Origin of the sequence: Leadbettera azotonutricia ZAS-9 (assembly GCF_000214355.1) — a bacterium.
GTDB lineage: Bacteria > Spirochaetota > Spirochaetia > Treponematales > Breznakiellaceae > Leadbettera > Leadbettera azotonutricia.
The window spans coordinates 3,227,139-3,247,574 of sequence record NC_015577.1 but is presented as its reverse complement, the minus strand read 5'-3'; the positions used below and the strand labels follow the sequence as shown (position 1 = coordinate 3,247,574).

Here is a 20,436-nt window from a genome sequence, read left to right as displayed (position 1 = left end):
AGACTATTCGAGCTGTTTAAAGGGCAGCTCTGCATTGAGGAGACGCCTGTTTTCTTCTTCATAGTGATTGACATTGGCTATATTTCCCTTGAAGAGCCTTTCCAATGAAGGGTCAAAAAATTTATGCCAGCTTCTGTCAATTACCGACTTAAAGCCCCTACGTATCTTATGAGGCGATCCTGCGCCGGGATCGAAAAAATGTATCCTTTCCCTGATGCACCACTCCATAGGAGTGTAATAACAGGCCGCAAAGTGGAGGTTCTTTACTTCTTCATAAGCGCCCCAGAAACGCCCCCAGATACGGCCGCCCTTGCGGACCAGGAATGCCAGGGCAATAATCCTGCCATTACGGCTGGACTCCACAAAGGCAGTCCCCTTGCGGTAGGTCTTTTCGAGGCTTAGGAAAAAATCTTCGTTTACCCAGCGGGCATCCCAGGGTATGAATTTATCATTGGTAAGCGTGAAAAGTTCAAACATTTTCCGGTAATGTTCTTCTTTTGCTTCTTCACCTGTCACAATTTTGATTGTTACCCCTTGTTCTGCAGGGCTGCGGTATTCTTTTTTGATATTTTTCCGCTGGTTTTTTGAAAACAATGCAAGGTAATCGTCGAAACTGCGGGACCCGGGGTTTTTCCAGAGAAAGTGCGAGTGTTCCCATGGCATAAATCCCAGGCTGCTTAGATCTTTAGCCCATTCAGGATCGGCGAAGAGAATATTGAGGCTTACAATGCCGTTTTTCCTGCAGAAAGATTCTGCCGCATCAAGTATTATCGCGCTTGCAGTTTTACTGTCAATACCCGAGGCAAAGAGGAAACGGTAACCTTCTGCGGGAGTGGCAGCCACAGTTCCTACCAGCTTGGGATACCATTGCCTCTTCATGGAAGCTGCGGCTTCTGCCCAAAAGTAATCGTACACATATTCGCCATCGCTGTTGGCTTTAAGATAAAATGGCGCAGCAGCTATAAGCTTTTCACTCTCCCATAAACAGAAGTGGAGAGGCTGCCAGCCGGTTTCAGGGGCTATGCTTCCCGATTCTTCCAAAGCCGCAAGCCATTCCCATTCGAGAAAGGGGACTGTATCGGGGGTAACCAAACTGTTCCAGAGCTGCGCCGGTATTTCGGTGATAGACGTATGGATTTTGATATGGTACTTGCTTTCCGCCATAATTATATGCCGAAAAAACGCTTCGTATTGTCAAATGTTTCTTTGGCAAGCTGTTCGGGATCTTTACCTGTATGGCGGGCAATGGTTTCTGCAATATGGGGAAGGTATTTCGGTTCGTTGCGTCTCCCTGTTACCTTAAACGGAAGATCCCGGGGAAGTATAAAAGGCGCGTCGGTTTCTATCATGAGTTTATCTGCGGGGATCTTCCTTACGAGATTTGCCAAATGCGTACCCCGCCTTTCGTCGCATATCCAGCCCGTGAGCCCTATGTAGCAGCCCAGGTCAAGGTATTTTTCAAGCGCTTCTTCGCTACCTGTAAAGCAATGCACTACCATGGCAGGAACCTTGCCCACATATTTTTTAAGCAGGGAACTGAAATCAGGGAAGGCATCACGCTCGTGGAGGAAGAGGGGAAGCTGAAGCTCTACGGCCAATTCAATCTGCTTTTCGAACCACGTGCGCTGAATGTCCCGGGGAGAGAAATCCCGGTTGTAGTCCAGGCCGCATTCGCCTATGGCTAAAGCCTTGTATTTAATTGCCAATTCTTTAAGATTCGCAATTGTCCTGTCATTGCAAAGCCGCGCTTCGTGGGGATGCACACCGGCGGTGGCGTAGAGTTTCCCCGGCATGGAAGCGGCATATTGCAAAGCTTCCCTGCTGGCCTTTTCTCCGGTACCGGTGATGATGAGAGGTGAGACGCCCAGGGATTCGGCCTGACGTATGACTTCTTCCCTGTCGGATTTGAATGACGAATGCATCAGATTAATGCCAATATCAATTATCTTCATACTATATTTTTCCTTTTTCGCCAGCGGATTCTGCCAGTAGATCGTTACTGCCTTGAGATAGGGCCATAATGATCCTGCGCTTTACCGCGCTTGAATTATTTGTAAAATCCGCAATGCGCTTCCGTATGTCCCTGCGTTTGGAATTGATGCCGAAAGGGCAGGTGCAGGCTGCTTTGAGAATTTCCTTTTCCTCGGCGCATGCTATTATTTGCTGTTCTTCCACATAGCCCAGAGGCCGTATAAGGCTTACAGGATATTTGCGGTAACGGAGGAGCATGGGCATGGCCAGGAGCGTGCCTTTGTCTGCCATGTTCATAAAAAATGTTTCAATTATATCGTCCAGGTGGTGGCCCAGGGCAATCTTATTGAAGCCATGTTCCATGGCATATCGCAGAAGCTCTGTGCGCCGCTGGGTAGAGCACCAGTAACAATTCATTTTGCGGCCGGGCTTAAGCCTGCCTATGATGGGAACTGAAAGATCCGTAAAAGGCACGCCCCATTCTTCAAGCCTTTGGCTCAGTATGGATTTTTTGCAGCATGCGCAGAAATCGCTTGAGATGTGAAAGCCCGCAAGATCATAGTTTATTTTCAGCAGGGGCCGCAGGCTCGAAAGCGCCCAGGCGAGAACGGTGGAATCCTTGCCCCCAGAAACCGCAATGAGTATGCGATCCCCTTCCTCAATGAGTTTCCGTTCAAGTATGGCCTTGGCAGTTAGTTTTTGTACTATTTCCTGGGCCCCGGCCCTGCGCAAAAAGCGGTGGCTCACGGAGTCTCCGTGTTGGCAAAGCGATCGTAGACGTCCCGGATCACCAGGCTTGCCAAAATCATCCCCGCAGAAGCGGTAACAGGAACTGCGCTGCCGTTGATTATTTTCTTGCTGCTGCACCATTCTACAGGCGCATTGGGATCAGAGCGGTCCCTTTCAGGACAGAGGCATTTGCCTGATCCGCAAACCACAGGGATTTCATTCTTTTGGGGAAGCTGTTCGGCGCTGAACACAGTAATAAAATGGCCTTCAAAGCCCCGCTTCCTCAGGCCCTGCCGGACCAGCCTTGCCAAGGGACAGCCTTCGGTCTCCCAAACATCGGCGGTCTTGAGCCGGGTAGGATCGAGTTTCTGCGCCATTCCCATGGATGAAAAGAGCTTCACCCCTGTTACCGCTGTGGTCTCAATAAGATCGAGCTTATTGGTAAGGCTGTCTATGGCATCGATAATATAATCGGCGTTTCCAATGCCATAGGCTTCTGCGGTTTCTTCGAGGCTTCGATCCTGCCTGGAAAAAACTTTTGGTATGGAAATTATTTCGCAGCCAGGGTTGATTTCCTTAAGCCGCTTTTCCAGGACCTCGGTCTTCATTTGGCCCACAGTAGAACTAGTGGCCTGCACCTGGCGGTTAATATTGGTAACGCATACCGTATCTGAATCAATGATTGTAACACTGCCGATTCCTGAACGCACCAAAGCTTCGGCGCACCAGCTTCCCACGCCTCCGACTCCGAAGACCATCACTTTTGTACGGGCAATAGCTTTTGCGGTATCGAGGCCTGTGAGAAGGGCAAGGCGCTGAAAACTTGGATTGATGACCATTGATTCATTGTACCTCAATCAGCATCTGAATCTCAACACTGGCTGCCGCGCTGCCTTTACATCGTCGGGACGGCCTATTGCTGAATTCATAGGCGCGGCATGGAGGCTTTCGGGATGCTTTTCGGCCTCATCAAAGAGGGAAAGGAAAGTTCGAGCCGCATCGTCCAGGGTTTCCTTCGATTCTGTTTCCGTAGGCTCTACCATGAGGGCTTCGTGCACGATGAGGGGGAAGTAGATCGTAGGCGGGTGCATGCCCCTGTCCTGCAGGGCTTTGGCAATATCCAGAGCAGAAACGCCATGAGTCTCCTTAAGTTTTTCAACAGAAATAACGAATTCATGCATGCAGGGGCCTTCGTATGCCGGAGGGAATTTTCCCCTGATCTTTTCCATAAGGTAGTTGGCGTTGAGCACTGCGTTCTTTGCAACATCCGGAATGCCTTCTTTGCCCAGAGTGAGAAGATAGGCCGCGGCCCTGACTACAATGAGGAAATTTCCGTTGAATGCCCGTACCCTGCCTATGCTCTGGGCTTGACCTGCAACTTCAAGCTCTGTTCCCGAGCGGGGCAGGAAGGGGGCAAGGTTTTTCTCGCAGCCTACTGCGCCCGAGCCTGGGCCTCCGCCTCCATGGGGGGTGGAAAAAGATTTGTGGAGATTAAGGTGCACCACGTCAAAACCCATGTCTCCGGGACGGACTATGCCCATGATGGCATTGAGATTGGCGCCGTCATAATAATTGAGCCCCCCTGCTTCATGAACAAGGCGGGTGATTTCAGTAATATTGGGATCGAATATCCCCACCGTGTTGGGATTGGTAAGCATGAGGCCTGCGGTATCAGGGCCGAGTACGGCCTTTAATGCTGCAAGATCGACACAACCGTCTGCACCGGAAGGTATGTTTACTACTTCGAATCCTGCCATGGCGGCGCTTGCAGGATTTGTGCCATGGGCGCTGTCGGGAATGATTATCTTTGTCCTGGCACTGTCCCCCCGGCTTTGATGATAGCGTTTGAAGAGGAGAAGGCCCGTCAATTCGCCATGGGCGCCTGCTGCGGGCTGAAAACTCATGGCATCCATGCCGGAAATTTCATTGAGATAAGAGGCCGCCAGATCCAAGATCCTGAGGCAGCCCTGTACCGTGCATGCATCCTGCAGGGGGTGTATATCGGTAAAGCCGGGAAGGCGGGCAAGCTCTTCATTGACCTTGGGGTTGTACTTCATGGTGCATGAGCCAAGTGGATAGAATCCGTCATTAACACCAAAGCTGCGTTTTGCCAAGGTGCTGTAATGGCGGGAAATTTCATTTTCATCAAGACAGGGGAGACCGGCTGGTTTCTTTCTTGCAAGGCTTTGTGGGATTGATGCTTCAGGCACATCACAGGGGGGCAGTATGCTGCAGCCTCTTCCGGGTCTGCTTTTTTCGAATATCAGTTTCATAAGGTGGCTTCCTTCAATATGCATGCCATTCTGTCAATTTCATCTTTGGTGTTAAGTTCTGTAACGCACCAAAGCAATTGGCTTTTGCCAAGGGGATAACCCCCCAGTATGCCGTCTTTTTCCAAAACCTTGAGGGCTTTTTCCGTATCCGGGCATTGGGTAACAAATTCATTGAAGAATTCGCCATCGTAGACGAGAGAATACCCCGAAATAGCCGAGATTTGTTTTGCTGTATAAATTGCCTTGGAATGGCATTGGCGGGCAGCCTCGGCAAAACCTTCTTCGCCCATAACCGAAAGATAAACCGCTGCGGTCAGGGCGCAGTGGGCTTCGTTGGAACAGATATTGCTGGAGGCTTTCTCGCGGCGTATGTGCTGCTCCCTTGCCTGAAGGGTAAGGACAAAAGCGCGTTCGCCTTTAGTGTCGGTGGTCTCGCCCACGATCCTCCCAGGGAGTTTTCGCATCAGGCTGTTCTTGCAGGCAATGAAACCCAGGTAGGGTCCGCCCCAGGCCAGGGGCATTCCTAGGGGCTGACCCTCGCCAAGGGCAATGTCGGCGCCCAATGCGCCGGGGCTTTCCAGAAGCCCCAGGGAGATGGGGTTTACCCCTGTTGCCAAAAGCGCGCCATTGGCATGGGCGATTTCTGAAGCGCCGGGAATGTCCTCAACAAGGCCAAAGAAATTGGGGCTTTGAATATAGATACCGGCAGCTGCCTTGTCATCTGCAAGAAGATTTTTAAGGGCTGTCAAATCTGTCTTCCCGTCTGTGTTTTTCGGAATCATGATGACGGGGATGCCATAGCCAAAGCAGTAGGTACGGATAGTTTCTATCACCTGGGGATGGGCAGTCCCGGAAACATAGATGTTGTTCTTTCCCCTGTCCCTGCACATATTCATTGCTTCGGCAGCAGCGCTGGCGCCATCGTACACAGAGGCATTGGCCGCATCCATGCCTGTGAGTTCGCAGATCATGGTCTGATACTCGAAAATTGACTGGAGTATACCCTGGCTTATTTCTGCCTGATAAGGGGTGTACGCAGTGGTAAATGTTTCATTAGCAGTAATACGCTTAACCGCCGCAGGGATATAATGTTTATACGCCCCGGCTCCCCGAAAAACGACAGAAAAAATTTTATTTTCCCCTGCCAAAGAAGCAATTGCCCGTGTCACATCAAGTTCCGCCATGCCTTTGGGAATGTTTAAATCTTTTATCCTGACATTTTCGGGTATGTTGGCGAATAATTCATCGATGGATTTCCGCCCCATGGCGGCAAGCATTTCGCTCCGATCAGTTTCGGTATTCGGTATATATGAGCCCATGAACTTGCCTTAGCCCAGAAGGGCTTTGTATTCGGCAGGGGAGAGCAATCCCCCTGCGGGAATATCCCCCTGGGCTCTTATGAGCCAGGCCTCGTAAGGGGCGGAATTGATTGATTCGGGGTGATCCAGCACCTGTTGGTTGGCTTCCTTTACGGTTCCGTTCAAGGGGCTGTAAATATCGGACACCGCTTTTACCGATTCCACATCGGCAAAGGAAGTCCCGGCTTTCAATACATCCCCTGCCTTGGGCAGGTTGACGAATACGATATCGCCAAGCTCGGATTGGGCAAAATCGGTAAGGCCGATTTCTACGATTCCCCCTTCAAGGGATTTTACCCATTCGTGGGATTTGGTAAACTTCAAATTCTCTGGCACATCCATAATTATCCTCCAATATGGTATTATTGCACTTAAATCAAAGAAAAAGGCAAGGCGCAGGTTTCGGCTTTTATGATCCTGCCCCGTACATCCACATCTACGATATTTCCGGGAGCAGCAATACTCGTATCCAAAAGGGCCATGGCCATAGCCGCCTTGAGATGGGGGCAGAAAGTCCCTGATGTTGTTTTTCCAACGTTTTTGCCATTGACCGACACCGGGCAGTTTTCCCGGGCTATTCCTCTGTCTATTATTTTAAGCCCTGTGCGTATGCGGCCTGGCTTCTCTTTTCCCGTGAGCCCTTCCTTGCCAATGAAAAAATCTTTGTTCATTTTTACTGCCGAAGCAAGCCCTGCTTCAAAGGGAGTAATGGTTTCGTCCATTTCATGGCCATAGAGGGGCATGGAAGCCTCGAGCCGCAAGGTATCCCTCGCGCCCAGGCCGCAGGGAATCAAGCCGGAATTTTTTCCTGCTTGCATGATTTTTTCCCAAAGTGCAATGGCATCATCGGGCTTGCAATAGAGCTCAAAACCTGTTTCGCCGGTGTAGCCTGTGCGGGAAACAATGCAGTCAATGCCCGCAACACTGCCCCTTTCGATAAGGGTGTAATATTTTTCGGGGATTGTGTTTGATAGGGAAGAGAGTATGGCAGGCGCCAGAGGCCCTTGCAGGGCGATTTGCGCAAACTTGTCGGAGACATCTTCGAAGGAAGCGCCGTCTAATTTAATTTCTTTAAGCTTGGTTTTAATCCAGGCCGCATCCTTGTCGCGGTTGGCCGCATTGACCACCAGCATATAGCGGCCTTCGTCCATCTTGCAGACCACCAGATCGTCGATGATGCAGCCTTGCTCATTACACATCAGGGAGTAGCGCACCCGGCCTATGGCCATGTTCGTGAAATCGTTGGTGAGGATTTTCTGCAGGGCTTCGAGGGCAGCCTTGCCGGCAATGGCAAATTCACCCATATGGGAAACATCGAAGAGGCCGGCTTTTTCGCGGACAGCATTGTGCTCGGCTATGACGCCGCTTTCATACTGGACGGGCAAAAGATAACTCGCAAAGGGGACTATCCTTCCTCCGTGAGATTCATGCCATGGATATAAGGGAGTTTTCTTTTCCAATTCGGCCTCCTTCAGGCAGACAGCGCATCCCTCGAAGCATAAGCCCCAAGTCCCGGTTTCCCGGCATGCGCTCCGTCTTTAACCTGAAAGATTCTTTCCTTATCCGCAGTGGGACGGGAAATTGCCTCTTCGGTGCTTTGCTGTTTTTTCAAAAGCCGGCGCTTCTTTATAGAACAGCTTCGCTTTTCGGAGTTTCGTCAGAATTCGGTACTTTTGCCTGAGAGTTTTACGCGTTTGCCCCTTCGGCGACTGAAGCGCCGGCCCAAGCCGGACAGCCCTTGTTCTCTCCCGAATTCATCATTCGAATCTATTTGTCATAAATAACACTTTATCTCATCTTGGTCAAGAAGAAGAAGCGAATTTTAGAGGCTGACAGAGAATTTTCCATTCCCGGTTCAGCTATTAGCAAAAGCCCCATTAGAATATTTTTCCAATGCCCGCGCAAGCTGATCCGCGCAGGATGTGCCTTTGTCTTCGCATTCAAGGCCCTTGAGCTTTTTTACAAGTTCCCCGGCCTCCATGCCATCGGCTAATATGGACAAGGCTTTAAGATTCCCATCGCAGCCATCTTCAAAATGAAGGTTTTTGACTTTGCCATCCTGTATGTCAAATAAAATTTTTGATGAACAGGTTCCCTGGGGTATAAATTCGTGCATATCAATAATTCACACCGAATTGGGCGGCTTTGCTCTTGGCCTCGGGGATCCAGTCCCGAAGTTGATTGATCCTGGTAGCATCCGATGGGTGGGTGCTGAGGAATTCGGGCGTGCCCCCGCCCCCCATGGCCGCCATCCTTTCCCAGAAGGGGACAGCTGCGTCCGGGCTGTACCCCGCAATTGCCATGAGGAGCAGGCCGTAATGATCCGCCTCGCTTTCGTGTTTCCTTGAGAAAGGCAGGGTGCCGAAAAGCTGGGAACCTACGCCATAAGCGGTCATGGCCAGGGCCTGGGTTTCCGGCGATCTTCCGCCGGTCACGATGTTCAAGCCCGAAGCGCCTAACTGGCTAAGCACATCGGCGCTCATGCGCTGCTGGCCGTGGTTGAGGAGGGCATGGGAAATTTCGTGCCCCAGGACTACCGCAAGTCCGGTCTCATCTTTGGTAACAGGGAGTATCCCTGTGTAGACCACTATCTTTCCCCCGGGCATGCACCAGGCATTAACCTGATCATCCTGCACAAGGTGGTATTCCCATGCGTAGCCAGCCAGGTAGCTGCTTTGGCCTTCTGAAGCGAGCCACTTTTCAGCAGCTTCCTTGAGCCTGGCGCCCACCCGGTCAACCATAAGCGCAGCCGCAGTTCCGGTAACCACCTGGCTCTCGTTCAGGACTTCATCGTACTGCTGGAACGAAGAAGGGAAGAGCTGGCTATTGTCTACAAAAGCCATGGTGGTTTTCCCGGTAAGGGGATTGGTAGCGCAGGCTACAGCAATTATCGCAATGATAATCGCAGTCAGCAGAACAACAATTTTTTTCATAGCAACCTCACAAAAATGTATATCCAATCCACGGATTTTCCCTTGGGAAAATCCTTTGCGACACGGCCGACTCGAACGGCCCACCTACGGCTTAGAAGGCCGTTGCTCTATCCGGATGAGCTAGTGTCGCTTCTATCAGCCTTTATACCACAGATTTTCCCTCTAGTCAATTCCTACAAAAATGTAGTACCCTTTTTTTATGGATTCTTCGTCCCACGAAATGGAGGAATTGGAGCTACTCTTTGATATAGCTAGAACCTTCGACAAGCATGTGGAGCTGCGAACCGCCCTGGGGCCTCTCCTAAGCCTGATGGAAACCAGGGCCGGCCTCACCTGGGGCATGGTAACCCTCCTTGACCGGGCCACAGGGCTTCTCAAAATCGAAGAGGCCTACGGACTCACGGCTGAGGAAAAAGCCCGTGGCATATACCGGCTGGGCGAAGGACTCGTTGGCAGGGTCTTTGAATCGGGCATAGCCATCATCGTCCCGGATCTTTCCAGGGAAACCCACTTTTTAAACCGTTCCCGGAACCGTACCAGGGAAGACATGGTTGGCCTTACTTATTATTGCGTGCCCATACGTTCGGGCGGTTCGGTCATCGGCACCCTCAATGCCGAACGGCGCATACAGGACGACGATCGTTCAGCAAAGATGGCCCAGGACAAGACCTTTCTCGAGAAGGTTTCTTCTATAATAGCGGACTCTGCCAAGCTCCGGGAACGGATTATGGAAGAGCAGTTCCGCTACCGCAGCGAAAAGGTTCCGGATGACCGGCTGAACGAGGATAGATCGGCAAAGGCCCAGGGTGGCGGTCGCATAGCTGCCGGCAGCGACATCATCGGCACTGACAAATCCATGCGGAGCCTTTATGAGATGCTCCTTCAGGTTTCGCCCAGCGATGCGACGGTGCTCATCACCGGGGAGAGCGGTACCGGCAAGGAGCTGGTCGCTGCCGAGATACACCGCCTTTCCAAGCGGGTAGGGGCGCCCCTGATCAAGATAAATTGCGCTGCCCTTCCGGAGTCCATCATAGAAAGCGAGCTTTTCGGCCATGAGAGAGGGGCTTTTACCGGCGCAGTGAGCCAGCGCAAGGGGCGCTTTGAGCTTGCCAACCGGGGAACCATATTTTTAGACGAGATAGGCGAGCTTCCCCCGCAAATCCAGGTAAAACTCCTCAGGGTACTCCAGGAAAGGGAGCTTGAAAGGGTGGGGGGTACCCAGACTATCAAGGTGGATGTGCGCCTTGTGGCCGCTACCAACCGGAACCTGGAGGAAGAGGTCAAATCCGCCCGTTTCCGCGAGGATCTCTACTATAGATTGAATGTCTTTCCCCTCCATATTCCGCCCTTGCGGGAGCGGAAAAGCGATATCGTGCTTCTGGCTGATCATTTCGCCGAGAAATATGCGGAAAAGAACGGCAAGCTCATCAAGCGCATCTCCACTCCGGCCATCGATCTCCTCACCAGCTATTCCTGGCCCGGCAATGTCCGTGAGCTTGAAAATTGCATGGAACGTGCGGTTATTCTTTCCCAGGATTCGGTTGTCCATTCCTACAATCTGCCCCCAAGCCTCCAGTCCGCAGCCTCTACCAATACCGAACCCACTACCACCCTGGAAGCGGCTCTTTCGCGGCTTGAGAAAGAGCTTATTGTTGAAGCCCTGAAGATAGCCGATGGCAACATGGCTGCTGCTGCCCGGCGTTTGGGCGTTACCGAGCGACAGATGGGTCTCCGGGTCCACCATTATGGCATCAATTGGCGGCTTTATAGAGCTACAAGAATGTAGGATATTTCCCCCATTTCTACATAATTGTAGAAATTTTCCAGAAAAACTTGAAAACCTTGCGGTATTTCGCAATTTCCCCTTTTTTCTGTAATGATCTGTCTCATCGTTTTGTATTCAAAGACCTCCAAATTATGCCGATTTTCTCTTGGTTTGCTCTTTTGGGTACAATTTGTGCGATTTATTCATAAATGTCGCTTTTTATGATGATCTTGGCACGATTTTTGCTAAATATATAGATAACATTCTTTAGGAGGATACAAAAGTGCGAAAAAAATTGCTTATTGTAGCTGTGCTTCTTGGGGTTGGGGGCGTTGCCGCCCTCTTTGCCCAGGAGACCCTTGAAACTCTGGGGTTTTCCCTGGATGTAGTTTGGCTCTTTATCGGGTCCATTCTGGTCTTTATTATGCAGGCTGGTTTTGCCTTGGTTGAGACCGGTTTGACTCGTGCAAAAAATGCCACCAATATCACCATGAAAAACGTGATGGATTTCTGTTTTGGAGCCATTGTGTACTGGGCTGTTGGCTGGGGTTTCATGTACGGGACTTCTGCGGGAGGACTCATTGGTACCGATCAGTTCTTCAACGGCCCAATGCTTCTGGATATGGAAAGCGGGAATTTCTACAAATCCTGGTTCTTCCAGGTTGTGTTTGCCGCTACTGCCGCTACCATTGTTTCGGGCGCTATGGCTGAAAGGACCAAGTTCAAGTCCTATCTGATCTACACCTGTTTTATTTCCGCCTTCATCTACCCCATCTCGGGCCACTGGGTCTGGGGCGGCGGCTGGCTCGCCAATCTGGGCTTCCATGATTTTGCCGGTTCCACTGTTGTCCACTCTGTGGGCGGTTGGGCGGCTCTTATGGGCGCTGCGGTTCTCGGCCCCCGTATTGGAAAATACGTGAAAGGCGCTGACGGTACGGTAACGGTCAAGGCATTCCCCGGGCATAACATCCCTTATGCGGCTTTGGGTGTGCTCTTGCTGTTCTTCGGATGGTTCGGATTTAACGGCGCGTCCACCGGCATTGCCACTATCGGCGAAGGCGGTATCTGGAGCGGTCTTAACATCGCCCGGGTTGCAGTAACTACCTGTCTGGCTGCTTCTGCCGGCGCAGTTGGCGCTCTCGTCTTCTCCTGGATATGGTTCAAAAAGCCCGACTGCTCCATGACCCTCAACGGTCTGCTTGCAGGTCTCGTGGCCATCACCGCCCCTTGCGCGGTTGTAAGCCCTGGCGCTTCCATCATCATCGGCCTTATCGGCGGCGTGCTGGTTGTGCTGGCTGTTGAGTTCATCGACAAGGTACTCAAGATAGACGACCCGGTTGGCGCTGCCTCAGTCCACCTTGTGTGCGGTATTTTCGGAACCTTGGCTGTAGGTATCTGGGCAAATGCTCCTGATGACGGCGTTGTCGGCATTCTCCATGGCGGCGGTTTTGCCCAGCTTGGTATTCAGGCAGTAGGCGTTGTATCTGTCGGCGCATGGGCAGCTATCACAAGCCTCATCCTCTTCTTGGCAATCAAGGCCGTTGTCGGTCTCAGGGTCAGCCCCAAGGAAGAAATGGTAGGTCTTGACCTTTCCGAACACAAATCAGAAGCCTACACGGGCTTCCAGATCTTCAGCAACATGTAAGGAGGCAGAAGAATGAAATTAATTATTGCGTACGTACAGCCTCATATGCTGAATGAGGTAAAACAGGAACTTTTTAAGGCTGAAGTTTTCAAGATTTCAGTAACCAATGCTATGGGCTGCGGACAGCAGAAGGGTTATACCGAACAGTACCGGGGCGTAGAATTGGAAGTTAACCTTCTTAAAAAGGTACGCATCGAAATCGCGGTGAATGACAACTTTGTCAAACCCACCATCGATGCCATTATCCGGGGCGCCCGCAGCGGGGAAATCGGGGATGGAAAAATCTTCGTACTACCCGTCGAGGAGTGCATACGAATCAGAACCGGTGAAACCGGCTCAGCAGCTATCGGTTAAACAAAGTCCTCAATATAAGAATTTATAAAGAGGCAAAAAAAGGAGCGGGTTCCGGTGACGTGCAGTATATCTGAAACCCGGAGTTAAAAATTGGGGCTGTCCATGAAGAAAGGGCAGCCCCTTCTTTTTGTTTTTACGGCATCTTTTTTGCTTATGCATCTTCATCATTTATCAGAATCGCATTATCGAATTTAATCTATAGTATAAACATTGTACCTCCTCCGATCCGTCCTATTGACAACCATCTCATTTAGAGACTATAAAGAGAGATGGTGAAGTGTCGCTGGGGGTTGTGTGTTGCAAAACATAACCCCAAAATTATTAAAGGGGGTAGTTTATGAAAAACTACAAGTTTATCATCATGCTCAGCGTGTTGCTGGCAGTTATGGGTGTAGGCACTGCGAGTGCGCAAAACAATTGGATTTCCGGGCAAATCGGCCTACTCGGTGCTGGTGTTGGATATGAAAGGGTTCTTACGCCTTCAATTTCAGTCGGGGGTGAAGTATACTACAATTCACTTTTCTTTTTTTGGAACAGTTTTGCAGTAGAAGCAAACGCAAAATTTTATCCTTTTAAGGGTGTTTTTTATGCTAAACTCGGTTTAGGATTTGGAACAATAACAGGCACTGAAGATGTTGACGCTGGTGGGTATACATATTCCTGGGTATATTCAACCAGCGGATTTTTAGTTGATCCGGGTATTGGCTGGAAAATTGACGTAGGAAGTCCCGGCGGTTTCTTTATTGAACCGAAAATAGGTATTCCCATAGTTCTCGGTAAAAAAGACTATTCTACATCGGGATTTACATACGCGGGAAATGGCGAGTTTAAAGTTGGAGTCAATTTTGTTGTTGCCTTCGGCATGGGATATGCATTCTAATTAAAGAAGCACCTTCTAAAGAAAAACCTCATGCAAGGATTTGCATGAGGTTTTTTTTATGCTACGGCACGCTCATTCCTGTAATAATATACAATGGAACATTTATTGTTAATAGGAGTAATAAATTTATAAAATATAAATAGCAGAATGACTACGCTTAACTGCGCATTTTTTTAAAAAGTGCGCAGTTGAGCGTAGTCGGAAATATTTGCTATTTTATCCAAAAAAAGAATGATCCACAGATGTCAATGAATACAGCTAATTGTTATGTACCATTTGCCCTAAAATTTGTTTGAAAACATTGCAAAAATATTATTGTAAACTATGGCGATTTAGACCCACCGATCCGGCGCAAGTGATCCAGCAGTCCGGCCCAAAATGATCCACCTATACGGAGAGTGATCCGCAAGCAAAAACGACCATCCTAAAATATGACTTGCGTCCATAGGCCGTAGTTTCTATTCCGTGAAGTACATCCGCTTGCCTGAATTGCTGGATGACCTTGCCGTTGCGCGGGGCGAAGGGGTGTTTCCCAAAATAATACAGGTTTATAAAAAAAACGACCTGCTCATTCTGGACAAATGGCTGTTGACCCCCCTTTCTGAAACTGAAAGCCGGGACCTTCTTGAAGTAGTTGAGTCCCGCTGTTCCAATAATTCCACCATATTCACAAGCCAGGTAGAACCATGCGGCTGGCATGGAAAGATTGGCTCTGTTCCCATTGCTGACGCTATTCTCGACCGGACAGTTCATAATTCTTATACCGTCAATATCCGGGGAGAAAAATCTATGCGTAAACGCAAGAGTGTCATTTAATAATTCGCGATTTAAAATGGTCTCCGGGGTGGATCTCATCCCGGAGACCTGGATCATCTTTTTCCGTGCTCGTGGATCACATGGACCGGACTGTTGGGTCATTTCGACCATAGTTTACAGTTGGCGAAGGAAATTGATGAGGGTTTGATCTACAAGCATATCGACTTCGTCAAAAAGAAGATCAGGGGTTTGGGGCAACCAAGGCAGACCAGTTTGTTAGTATAGTGCTGAGCATTCTGCCAGGATTGGTGTCAGTTGATTCGTAGCGAGGGTACATACCCAAGAACTCGCTCCCGCGTGGACTTTCCCGGTACAATAAACGTGCATAACCTCTCTACATTTTTGTAGGTTTTTTATTATAAGCTACATGGATGTAACTTTATCGCACTATTCTTAATATCTCCTATTTTCTCCTGATTTTGTAATTCATTATAATATAAGTAGTTACGAGATATATCGAGAATTATGCAGCCATCTTCAGTCTTGGCACGGTATTTGCTAAGTATGTGTAGGACTATTTATTCTGTCAATATATGGAGGATTTTATGAGCTGTTCTGAAGATTGCTGCGGGGGTATCGATTTTACCCAGACCCCGGTAGCGGACCTGTACGGTACCAATTGTTTTTCCAATGCGGTTATGAGGCAGCTTTTGCCCAAAAACATTTACAAGGAAATTGTAACTGTTCAGAATGGCGAAAAAGAGCTGACCCTTGAAGTAGCCGAGGTAGTGGCTGCGGCCATGCGGGACTGGGCCATCTCCAAGGGCGCTTCCCACTATACCCATATTTTCCAGCCCCTCACCGGGCTCACTGCAGAGAAGCACGATTCCTTTATCGCCCCCACAGGGGACGGCAAAGTCATCATGGAATTTTCAGGGAAGGAACTCATCAAGGGCGAACCTGATGCGTCCAGTTTCCCCTCGGGTGGTCTGCGGGCTACCTTTGAAGCCCGGGGCTATACTGCCTGGGATGTGACGAGCCCCGCCTTCCTTAAGCAGGACCCCACCGGCACCACTCTCGCCATTCCCACTGCTTTTATCTCCTATTACGGTCAGGCCCTGGACGAGAAAGTGCCCCTTCTCAAATCCATCGATGCCCTTTCCAAACAGGCTGTCAGGGTTCTCAAGGCCCTGGGTAATACCACTGCAACTCGCGTCTTTACCACGGTCGGCCCGGAACAGGAATACTTCCTGGTGGACAAATCTTTCTACGACAGGCGCCCCGACCTGATACTCACAGGCCGCACCGTATTCGGCGTCCTCCCCGCCAAAGGCCAGGAGATGGAGGATCATTACTTCGGCGCCATCAAAGAACGAGTCGCCGTGTTTATGAGGGAACTCAACTACGAACTGTGGAAGGTGGGAATCCCCGCCAAAACCCAGCACAACGAAGTCGCGCCCAACCAGTTTGAAATTGCGCCCATCTACGCCAACAGCACTGCTGCGGTAGACAACAACCAGTTCGTCATGGAAACCATTCGCAACGTTGCCCGCCGCCACGGCATGGAAGGTCTGCTCCACGAGAAGCCCTTTGCCGGCGTTAACGGAAGCGGCAAGCACAACAACTGGTCCATGGCAACCGACGACGGCGTCAATCTTTTTGACCCCGGCGAAAACCCCGAGTCCAACGCCCGCTTCCTCCTCTTTGCCACGGCGGTGGTAGAAGCAGTTGATCGCTATGCCTTGCTGCTCCGCTCCTCTGTCGCCACCTCCGCCAACGATCACCGCCTGGGCGCCAACGAGGCCCCTCCCGCCATCGTGTCCATTTTCTTCGGCGGCCCCCTCACCGAAATCCTCGACAACATCGCCGAAGGCAAGGCGTCGGGCGCATCCACCGCAGGCCAGAAGATCAAGATCGGCGTTACGAGCCTTCCCCAGCTTCCCAAGGACGTGTCCGACCGTAACCGCACAAGCCCCTTTGCCTTCACGGGCAACAAGTTTGAATTCCGCATGGTCGGTTCTTCCCAGTCCATCGCTGCTCCCAACACTTACCTTAACGCAGCAGTGGCCCAGATTCTTTCCGAATACGCGGAGAAGCTTGAAAAAGCCTCCGATGTAAACCAGACCATCCAGGCCATCATCAAGGAATCCTATTCCAAGCACCGCAAAGTGGTGTTCAACGGAAATGGCTACACCGACGAATGGGTGCGCGAAGCCGAACGCAGGGGCCTCCCCAATGTGAAGAACGCCGTAGACGCCCTCACGGTTCTTACCCGCAGCGAAACCATCGCCCTCTTCGAGACCCACAAGATTCTCACCAAAGAAGAGACCGAGAGCCGCTATCACATCTACCTTGAGAAATACTCAAAGCAGATCAACATCGAAGCCGGCGTTACCACCGACCTGGCCCGGAGGGAAATCTTCCCCGCCGTCAGCTCCTACTGCGCCGAGCTTGCCCGTGACGCTTCTGCCCTCGCCGCCATTCACGCCGTGAGCGCCCCCCAGGAAAAACGGGCCAAGAAGATCGCCGAACTCTCCAACGAACTCTACGAAGAGACCGGCAAACTCGAAGCGGTCCTCGCCGAAGCCCAGGGAGTCGAAGAAGCCTTTGCCCAGGCCAAGGCCTACTTCGAAAAAGTCCGCCCCGCCATGGACGGAGTGCGCTCCAAGGCCGATGCCCTGGAGAAGCTGGTTTCCAAGGAAGCCTGGCCCTTCCCGGGTTACGAGGATCTGCTGTTTAAGCTGTAAACGATTCGTAATGTTTTGAAATGAAAAAAGGCTGCCTGCTTTGGCGGCCTTTTTTGTGTTTTCTTCGTTCTATTGACCCCAAGGGACTGCTTGGGTAGAATGATCTTGGACACGCCGGGAGGGCGCAGACGGCCGGGATGGTGGAATGGTAGACACTGGAGACTTAAAATCTCCTCCCCGCAAGGGGGTGCGGGTTCGAGTCCCGCTCTCGGCATAGCTGTACTTTGAAAGGTTTCAGCAAAAAAGGAGTCACTTGATGAAGAGGAAAATTCTCGTTGCAGCGTTGTGTTGCGCCGCCATAGCCCAGGCGTTTGCCGGCGGCGGGCAGTCCCAGTCCCCGGCGCAAGCAGGAACCAAACAGGTTCGTGTCGGCATTTCCAAGATCATGGCCCATCCGGCCCTGGACGCCTGCGAGCAGGGCATTCAGGATCAGCTCAAGGCCAGGGGCTTTAACGCCGTGTTTGACCTTCAGAGCGCCAATGGCGACATGAGCACTGCGGCCCAGATCGCCAACAAGTTCAAGAGCGACAAGGTCGATGTGGCGGTGGGCATTGCTACCCCCACAGCGGTTGCTTTGGCCAACGCCATCAAGGATGTGCCGGTGGTGTTTTCGGCGGTGACAGACCCGGTGAGCGCGGGCCTTGTTTCTTCCCTGGCCCATGGCGACGGGAATGTTACCGGCATGAGCGACGCAATTCCCACTGCGGATCATATCGCCATGTTCAAGGAGATTGCAGGTATCAAGACCCTGGGTTATATCTACACCGGTTCAGAGGCCAATTCACTTGCGGCTCTTGAGCTGGTCGAAGCGGCCTGCAAGCAGAATGGCATTGCCCTGGTTCCCCAGGCCATTAACACTTCCGCTGATATTCGCCAGGCTGCCCAGGCTATTGTGAACCGCGTGGACGGTATCTACATGACCACTGACAACACCGTGTTCTCCGCTGTGGCTGCCATCATTCAGGTTTTTGGGGATGCCAAAAAGTCTATCTTCGCCGGTGATGTTACCGGAGTTAAAGACGGCGGCTGTCTCATAGCTTCGGGTTTCAACTACTACAAAGCCGGTATCGCTACCGGCAACATTGTGGCTGATCTTCTCGAAGGCAAGAAGGCTGCGGATATCCCCGTGAAGTTCCTCACCGAACCTTCAGAGTCGGATCTCATGTTTGATCTGGACAACGCAAAGAAGCTGGGCATCACCATTCCCCAGAAGTATCTTTCCCAGGCCAATCTGATTTTCGAAAATGGCAAGCTTACTGAAAAGTAAGCAGCTCACCGAAAAACAACAATGCTTGAAGGGATATTAACCGAAGGGTTCATTTACGGCATCATGGTATTGGGGGTGTTCATCACCTTCAGGGTGCTGAATTTCGCCGACATGACTGTAGACGGATCCTTCCCTCTGGGGGCCTGCATCCTTGGGGTGCTGCTTTCCAGGGGGCTTCCCTTTTCAGTTGCACTGTTCACGGCCTTCGCAGGCGGAATGGCGGCGGGGCTTGTAACCGCACTTATACACACGCGGCTCAAAATCCCCGACCTCCTCTCGGGGATACTCACCATGACCATGCTTTATTCCATTAATCTGCGGGTCATGAGCAACAGGGCGAATCTTTCGCTCATCAAAGTGCCCACCCTCTTTTCGAGGATAATAAGTTGGGCAAGCGCTTTTATGCCCGGTGAGTGGGCAATAGTCATTTTCTGTTTGCTCACGATTGTTATAATCAAAATCGCGCTGGATCTGTTTTTCCGCACCGACTTCGGTCTTTGCGTGGGCGCTTTGGGCGACAATCCCCAGCTTATCATTTCGCAGGGCATGAACCCCGATGTGATTAAAATTGTGGGCATTTGTCTTGCAAACGGGCTCATGGGCATAGCGGGCGCCTACGCTGCCATGTATCAGGGCTTTTCGGATATTAACTTCGGAAGCGGCATGATAGTGTCGGGCCTTGCTTCCCTCATGATAGGGGAATTCCTCCTTCGTTCAAATCGCATCGGCATACTCACCCTGCGGGCCATTCTCGGGTCGGTGCTGTACCGGGCGCTCATGTTTTTTGCCCGCAACTACGGCTACTATATCCACATGACCGCCAACGATCTCAAACTCATCACGGGCATTCTCATCATCGTGTGCATCATGCTTTCGAGGGCGGGCTATGCAAAGGGCGGGCGATCGGGCTGGGGTATCAAATGATCAGGCTCGAAAATCTCAAGGTGGTGTTTGCCCAGGGTACTCCCGATGAAAACACTGCCTTAAAAAATATCAACCTTAAAATCAATTCCGGCGAATTTATTACGATTATTGGCTCCAACGGGGCGGGTAAGACCACCCTCCTCAATGCCGTGTCGGGGACCCTTATCCCCACGGATGGCAAGGTCCTGATTCGTGATGTTTCCCCGGAAGGCATAGAATATGCCGAGCGGGACATTACCCGGGAAGCCGAGCATAAGCGGGCCATGTATATGGGGCGGATTTTTCAGAACCCCCTTCTGGGTACCGCAGGAAAAATGTCTCTCGAAGACAATATGATCATTTGCCACAAAAAGGGTTATAAGGGCCTTAAAATAAGCCTCAATAAAAACATGAGGGAACTTTTCCGCGAGCGCCTCAGGGAGCTGGACATGGGCCTTGAAAACCGCCTTGGCGACAATGTTGAATTATTTTCAGGCGGGCAGCGCCAGGCCCTGACCCTGCTTATGACGGTCATGTCAAAACCCAGCCTGCTCCTCCTTGACGAGCATACGGCTGCCCTTGATCCCAGGAACGCAGAAATAGTGATGAACCTTACCCGCCGTTTTGCCTCGGAGTACAAATTAACCGTAATTATGATCACCCATAACATGGCCCAGGCCCTGGAATACGGCAACCGCCTCCTCATGATGGATTCGGGCGAAATTATCCTCGACCTTGGGGAAGCTGAGAAATCGAAACTCACCACCGCAGACATAGTGCAGCGTTTCAGGGATATCAAAAAGCAGGAGCTTTCCAACGATGAGCTGCTTTTGAGCGACGCGTAGATAATTATAA

Annotated in this window: 19 protein-coding genes, 2 tRNA genes and 2 riboswitches; of the genes, 10 read left to right on the top strand and 11 right to left on the bottom strand. The window is 51.0% G+C overall.

Going from position 1 to position 20,436, the window contains the following annotated elements; translation table 11 throughout:
• Positions 1-3: 3 nt before the first annotated feature.
• The 11 genes from TREAZ_RS14315 to TREAZ_RS14265 form a co-directional block, all read right to left on the bottom strand.
• Positions 4-1,164: a GNAT family N-acetyltransferase gene (locus tag TREAZ_RS14315; RefSeq protein WP_015712605.1), complete on the bottom strand. Its 1,161-nt coding sequence runs from the start codon at positions 1,162-1,164 to the stop codon at positions 4-6.
• 2 nt (positions 1,165-1,166) lie between these two features.
• Entirely contained in the window at positions 1,167-1,952 is a 786-nt protein-coding gene (locus TREAZ_RS14310) for a TatD family hydrolase (protein WP_015712604.1), read from the bottom strand.
• A gap of 1 nt (position 1,953) precedes the next feature.
• Positions 1,954-2,718, bottom strand: coding sequence for a tRNA 2-thiocytidine biosynthesis TtcA family protein (locus tag TREAZ_RS14305; RefSeq protein ID WP_015712603.1), 765 nt, complete (start codon positions 2,716-2,718; stop codon positions 1,954-1,956).
• Positions 2,715-3,539 carry a tRNA threonylcarbamoyladenosine dehydratase gene (locus tag TREAZ_RS14300; protein ID WP_015712602.1) on the bottom strand — a complete coding sequence of 275 codons (825 nt, stop codon included), beginning with the start codon at positions 3,537-3,539 and terminating at the stop codon, positions 2,715-2,717. Before TREAZ_RS14300 ends, TREAZ_RS14305 begins: the two co-directional genes overlap by 4 nt.
• An 18-nt stretch (positions 3,540-3,557) precedes the next feature.
• Complete coding sequence (gene gcvPB, locus TREAZ_RS14295; protein ID WP_015712601.1) at positions 3,558-4,973, bottom strand: aminomethyl-transferring glycine dehydrogenase subunit GcvPB; 1,416 nt, start codon at positions 4,971-4,973, stop codon at positions 3,558-3,560.
• On the bottom strand, positions 4,970-6,292 hold the full coding sequence (gene gcvPA / locus TREAZ_RS14290) for an aminomethyl-transferring glycine dehydrogenase subunit GcvPA (RefSeq protein ID WP_015712600.1): 1,323 nt from the start codon (positions 6,290-6,292) through the stop codon (positions 4,970-4,972). Before gcvPA ends, gcvPB begins: the two co-directional genes overlap by 4 nt.
• A gap of 9 nt (positions 6,293-6,301) precedes the next feature.
• Positions 6,302-6,673 carry a glycine cleavage system protein GcvH gene (gene gcvH / locus TREAZ_RS14285; protein WP_015712599.1) on the bottom strand — a complete coding sequence of 124 codons (372 nt, stop codon included), beginning with the start codon at positions 6,671-6,673 and terminating at the stop codon, positions 6,302-6,304.
• Positions 6,674-6,702: 29 nt separating this feature from the next.
• Positions 6,703-7,791, bottom strand: a complete 1,089-nt coding sequence (gene gcvT / locus TREAZ_RS14280) for a glycine cleavage system aminomethyltransferase GcvT (protein WP_015712598.1) — start codon at positions 7,789-7,791, stop codon at positions 6,703-6,705.
• Positions 7,792-7,853: 62 nt separating this feature from the next.
• Positions 7,854-7,960, bottom strand: a riboswitch (glycine riboswitch).
• Between the two features lie 26 nt (positions 7,961-7,986).
• Positions 7,987-8,092, bottom strand: a riboswitch (glycine riboswitch).
• A 94-nt stretch (positions 8,093-8,186) separates the two neighbouring features.
• A complete protein-coding gene (locus TREAZ_RS14275) occupies positions 8,187-8,447 on the bottom strand; it encodes a TIGR03905 family TSCPD domain-containing protein (RefSeq protein WP_015712596.1) in 261 nt (86 codons plus the stop codon).
• A gap of 1 nt (position 8,448) precedes the next feature.
• Positions 8,449-9,264: a M48 family metallopeptidase gene (locus TREAZ_RS14270; RefSeq protein WP_043923124.1), complete on the bottom strand. Its 816-nt coding sequence runs from the start codon at positions 9,262-9,264 to the stop codon at positions 8,449-8,451.
• Between the two features lie 56 nt (positions 9,265-9,320).
• A tRNA-Arg gene (locus tag TREAZ_RS14265) sits at positions 9,321-9,394 on the bottom strand.
• Positions 9,395-9,463: 69 nt separating this feature from the next.
• Between TREAZ_RS14265 and TREAZ_RS14260 the strand changes: the two genes are divergently transcribed.
• The 10 genes from TREAZ_RS14260 (at position 9,464) to TREAZ_RS14215 (ending at position 20,426) form a co-directional block, all read left to right on the top strand.
• The gene (locus TREAZ_RS14260) at positions 9,464-11,050 is read left to right on the top strand and encodes a sigma-54-dependent Fis family transcriptional regulator (RefSeq protein WP_015712594.1); all 1,587 of its coding nucleotides are present in this window, start codon (positions 9,464-9,466) and stop codon (positions 11,048-11,050) included.
• Positions 11,051-11,312: 262 nt separating this feature from the next.
• Positions 11,313-12,674: an ammonium transporter gene (locus TREAZ_RS14255; protein WP_015712592.1), complete on the top strand. Its 1,362-nt coding sequence runs from the start codon at positions 11,313-11,315 to the stop codon at positions 12,672-12,674.
• Positions 12,675-12,686: 12 nt separating this feature from the next.
• Positions 12,687-13,028, top strand: a complete 342-nt coding sequence (locus tag TREAZ_RS18520; protein ID WP_015712591.1) for a P-II family nitrogen regulator — start codon at positions 12,687-12,689, stop codon at positions 13,026-13,028.
• Between the two features lie 337 nt (positions 13,029-13,365).
• A complete protein-coding gene (locus TREAZ_RS14245) occupies positions 13,366-13,908 on the top strand; it encodes a hypothetical protein (RefSeq protein WP_015712589.1) in 543 nt (180 codons plus the stop codon).
• A gap of 444 nt (positions 13,909-14,352) precedes the next feature.
• The gene (locus tag TREAZ_RS14240) at positions 14,353-14,724 is read left to right on the top strand and encodes an ATP-binding protein (RefSeq protein ID WP_083820311.1); all 372 of its coding nucleotides are present in this window, start codon (positions 14,353-14,355) and stop codon (positions 14,722-14,724) included.
• Between the two features lie 545 nt (positions 14,725-15,269).
• Complete coding sequence (locus TREAZ_RS14235; protein ID WP_015712587.1) at positions 15,270-17,411, top strand: glutamine synthetase III family protein; 2,142 nt, start codon at positions 15,270-15,272, stop codon at positions 17,409-17,411.
• A 131-nt stretch (positions 17,412-17,542) separates the two neighbouring features.
• Positions 17,543-17,625 (top strand) — tRNA-Leu (locus tag TREAZ_RS14230).
• Between the two features lie 42 nt (positions 17,626-17,667).
• Complete coding sequence (locus tag TREAZ_RS14225; protein ID WP_015712586.1) at positions 17,668-18,678, top strand: ABC transporter substrate-binding protein; 1,011 nt, start codon at positions 17,668-17,670, stop codon at positions 18,676-18,678.
• A 21-nt stretch (positions 18,679-18,699) separates the two neighbouring features.
• Positions 18,700-19,602: an ABC transporter permease gene (locus TREAZ_RS14220; protein WP_015712585.1), complete on the top strand. Its 903-nt coding sequence runs from the start codon at positions 18,700-18,702 to the stop codon at positions 19,600-19,602.
• Positions 19,599-20,426: an ABC transporter ATP-binding protein gene (locus TREAZ_RS14215; RefSeq protein WP_015712584.1), complete on the top strand. Its 828-nt coding sequence runs from the start codon at positions 19,599-19,601 to the stop codon at positions 20,424-20,426. Before TREAZ_RS14220 ends, TREAZ_RS14215 begins: the two co-directional genes overlap by 4 nt.
• Positions 20,427-20,436: the final 10 nt, after the last annotated feature.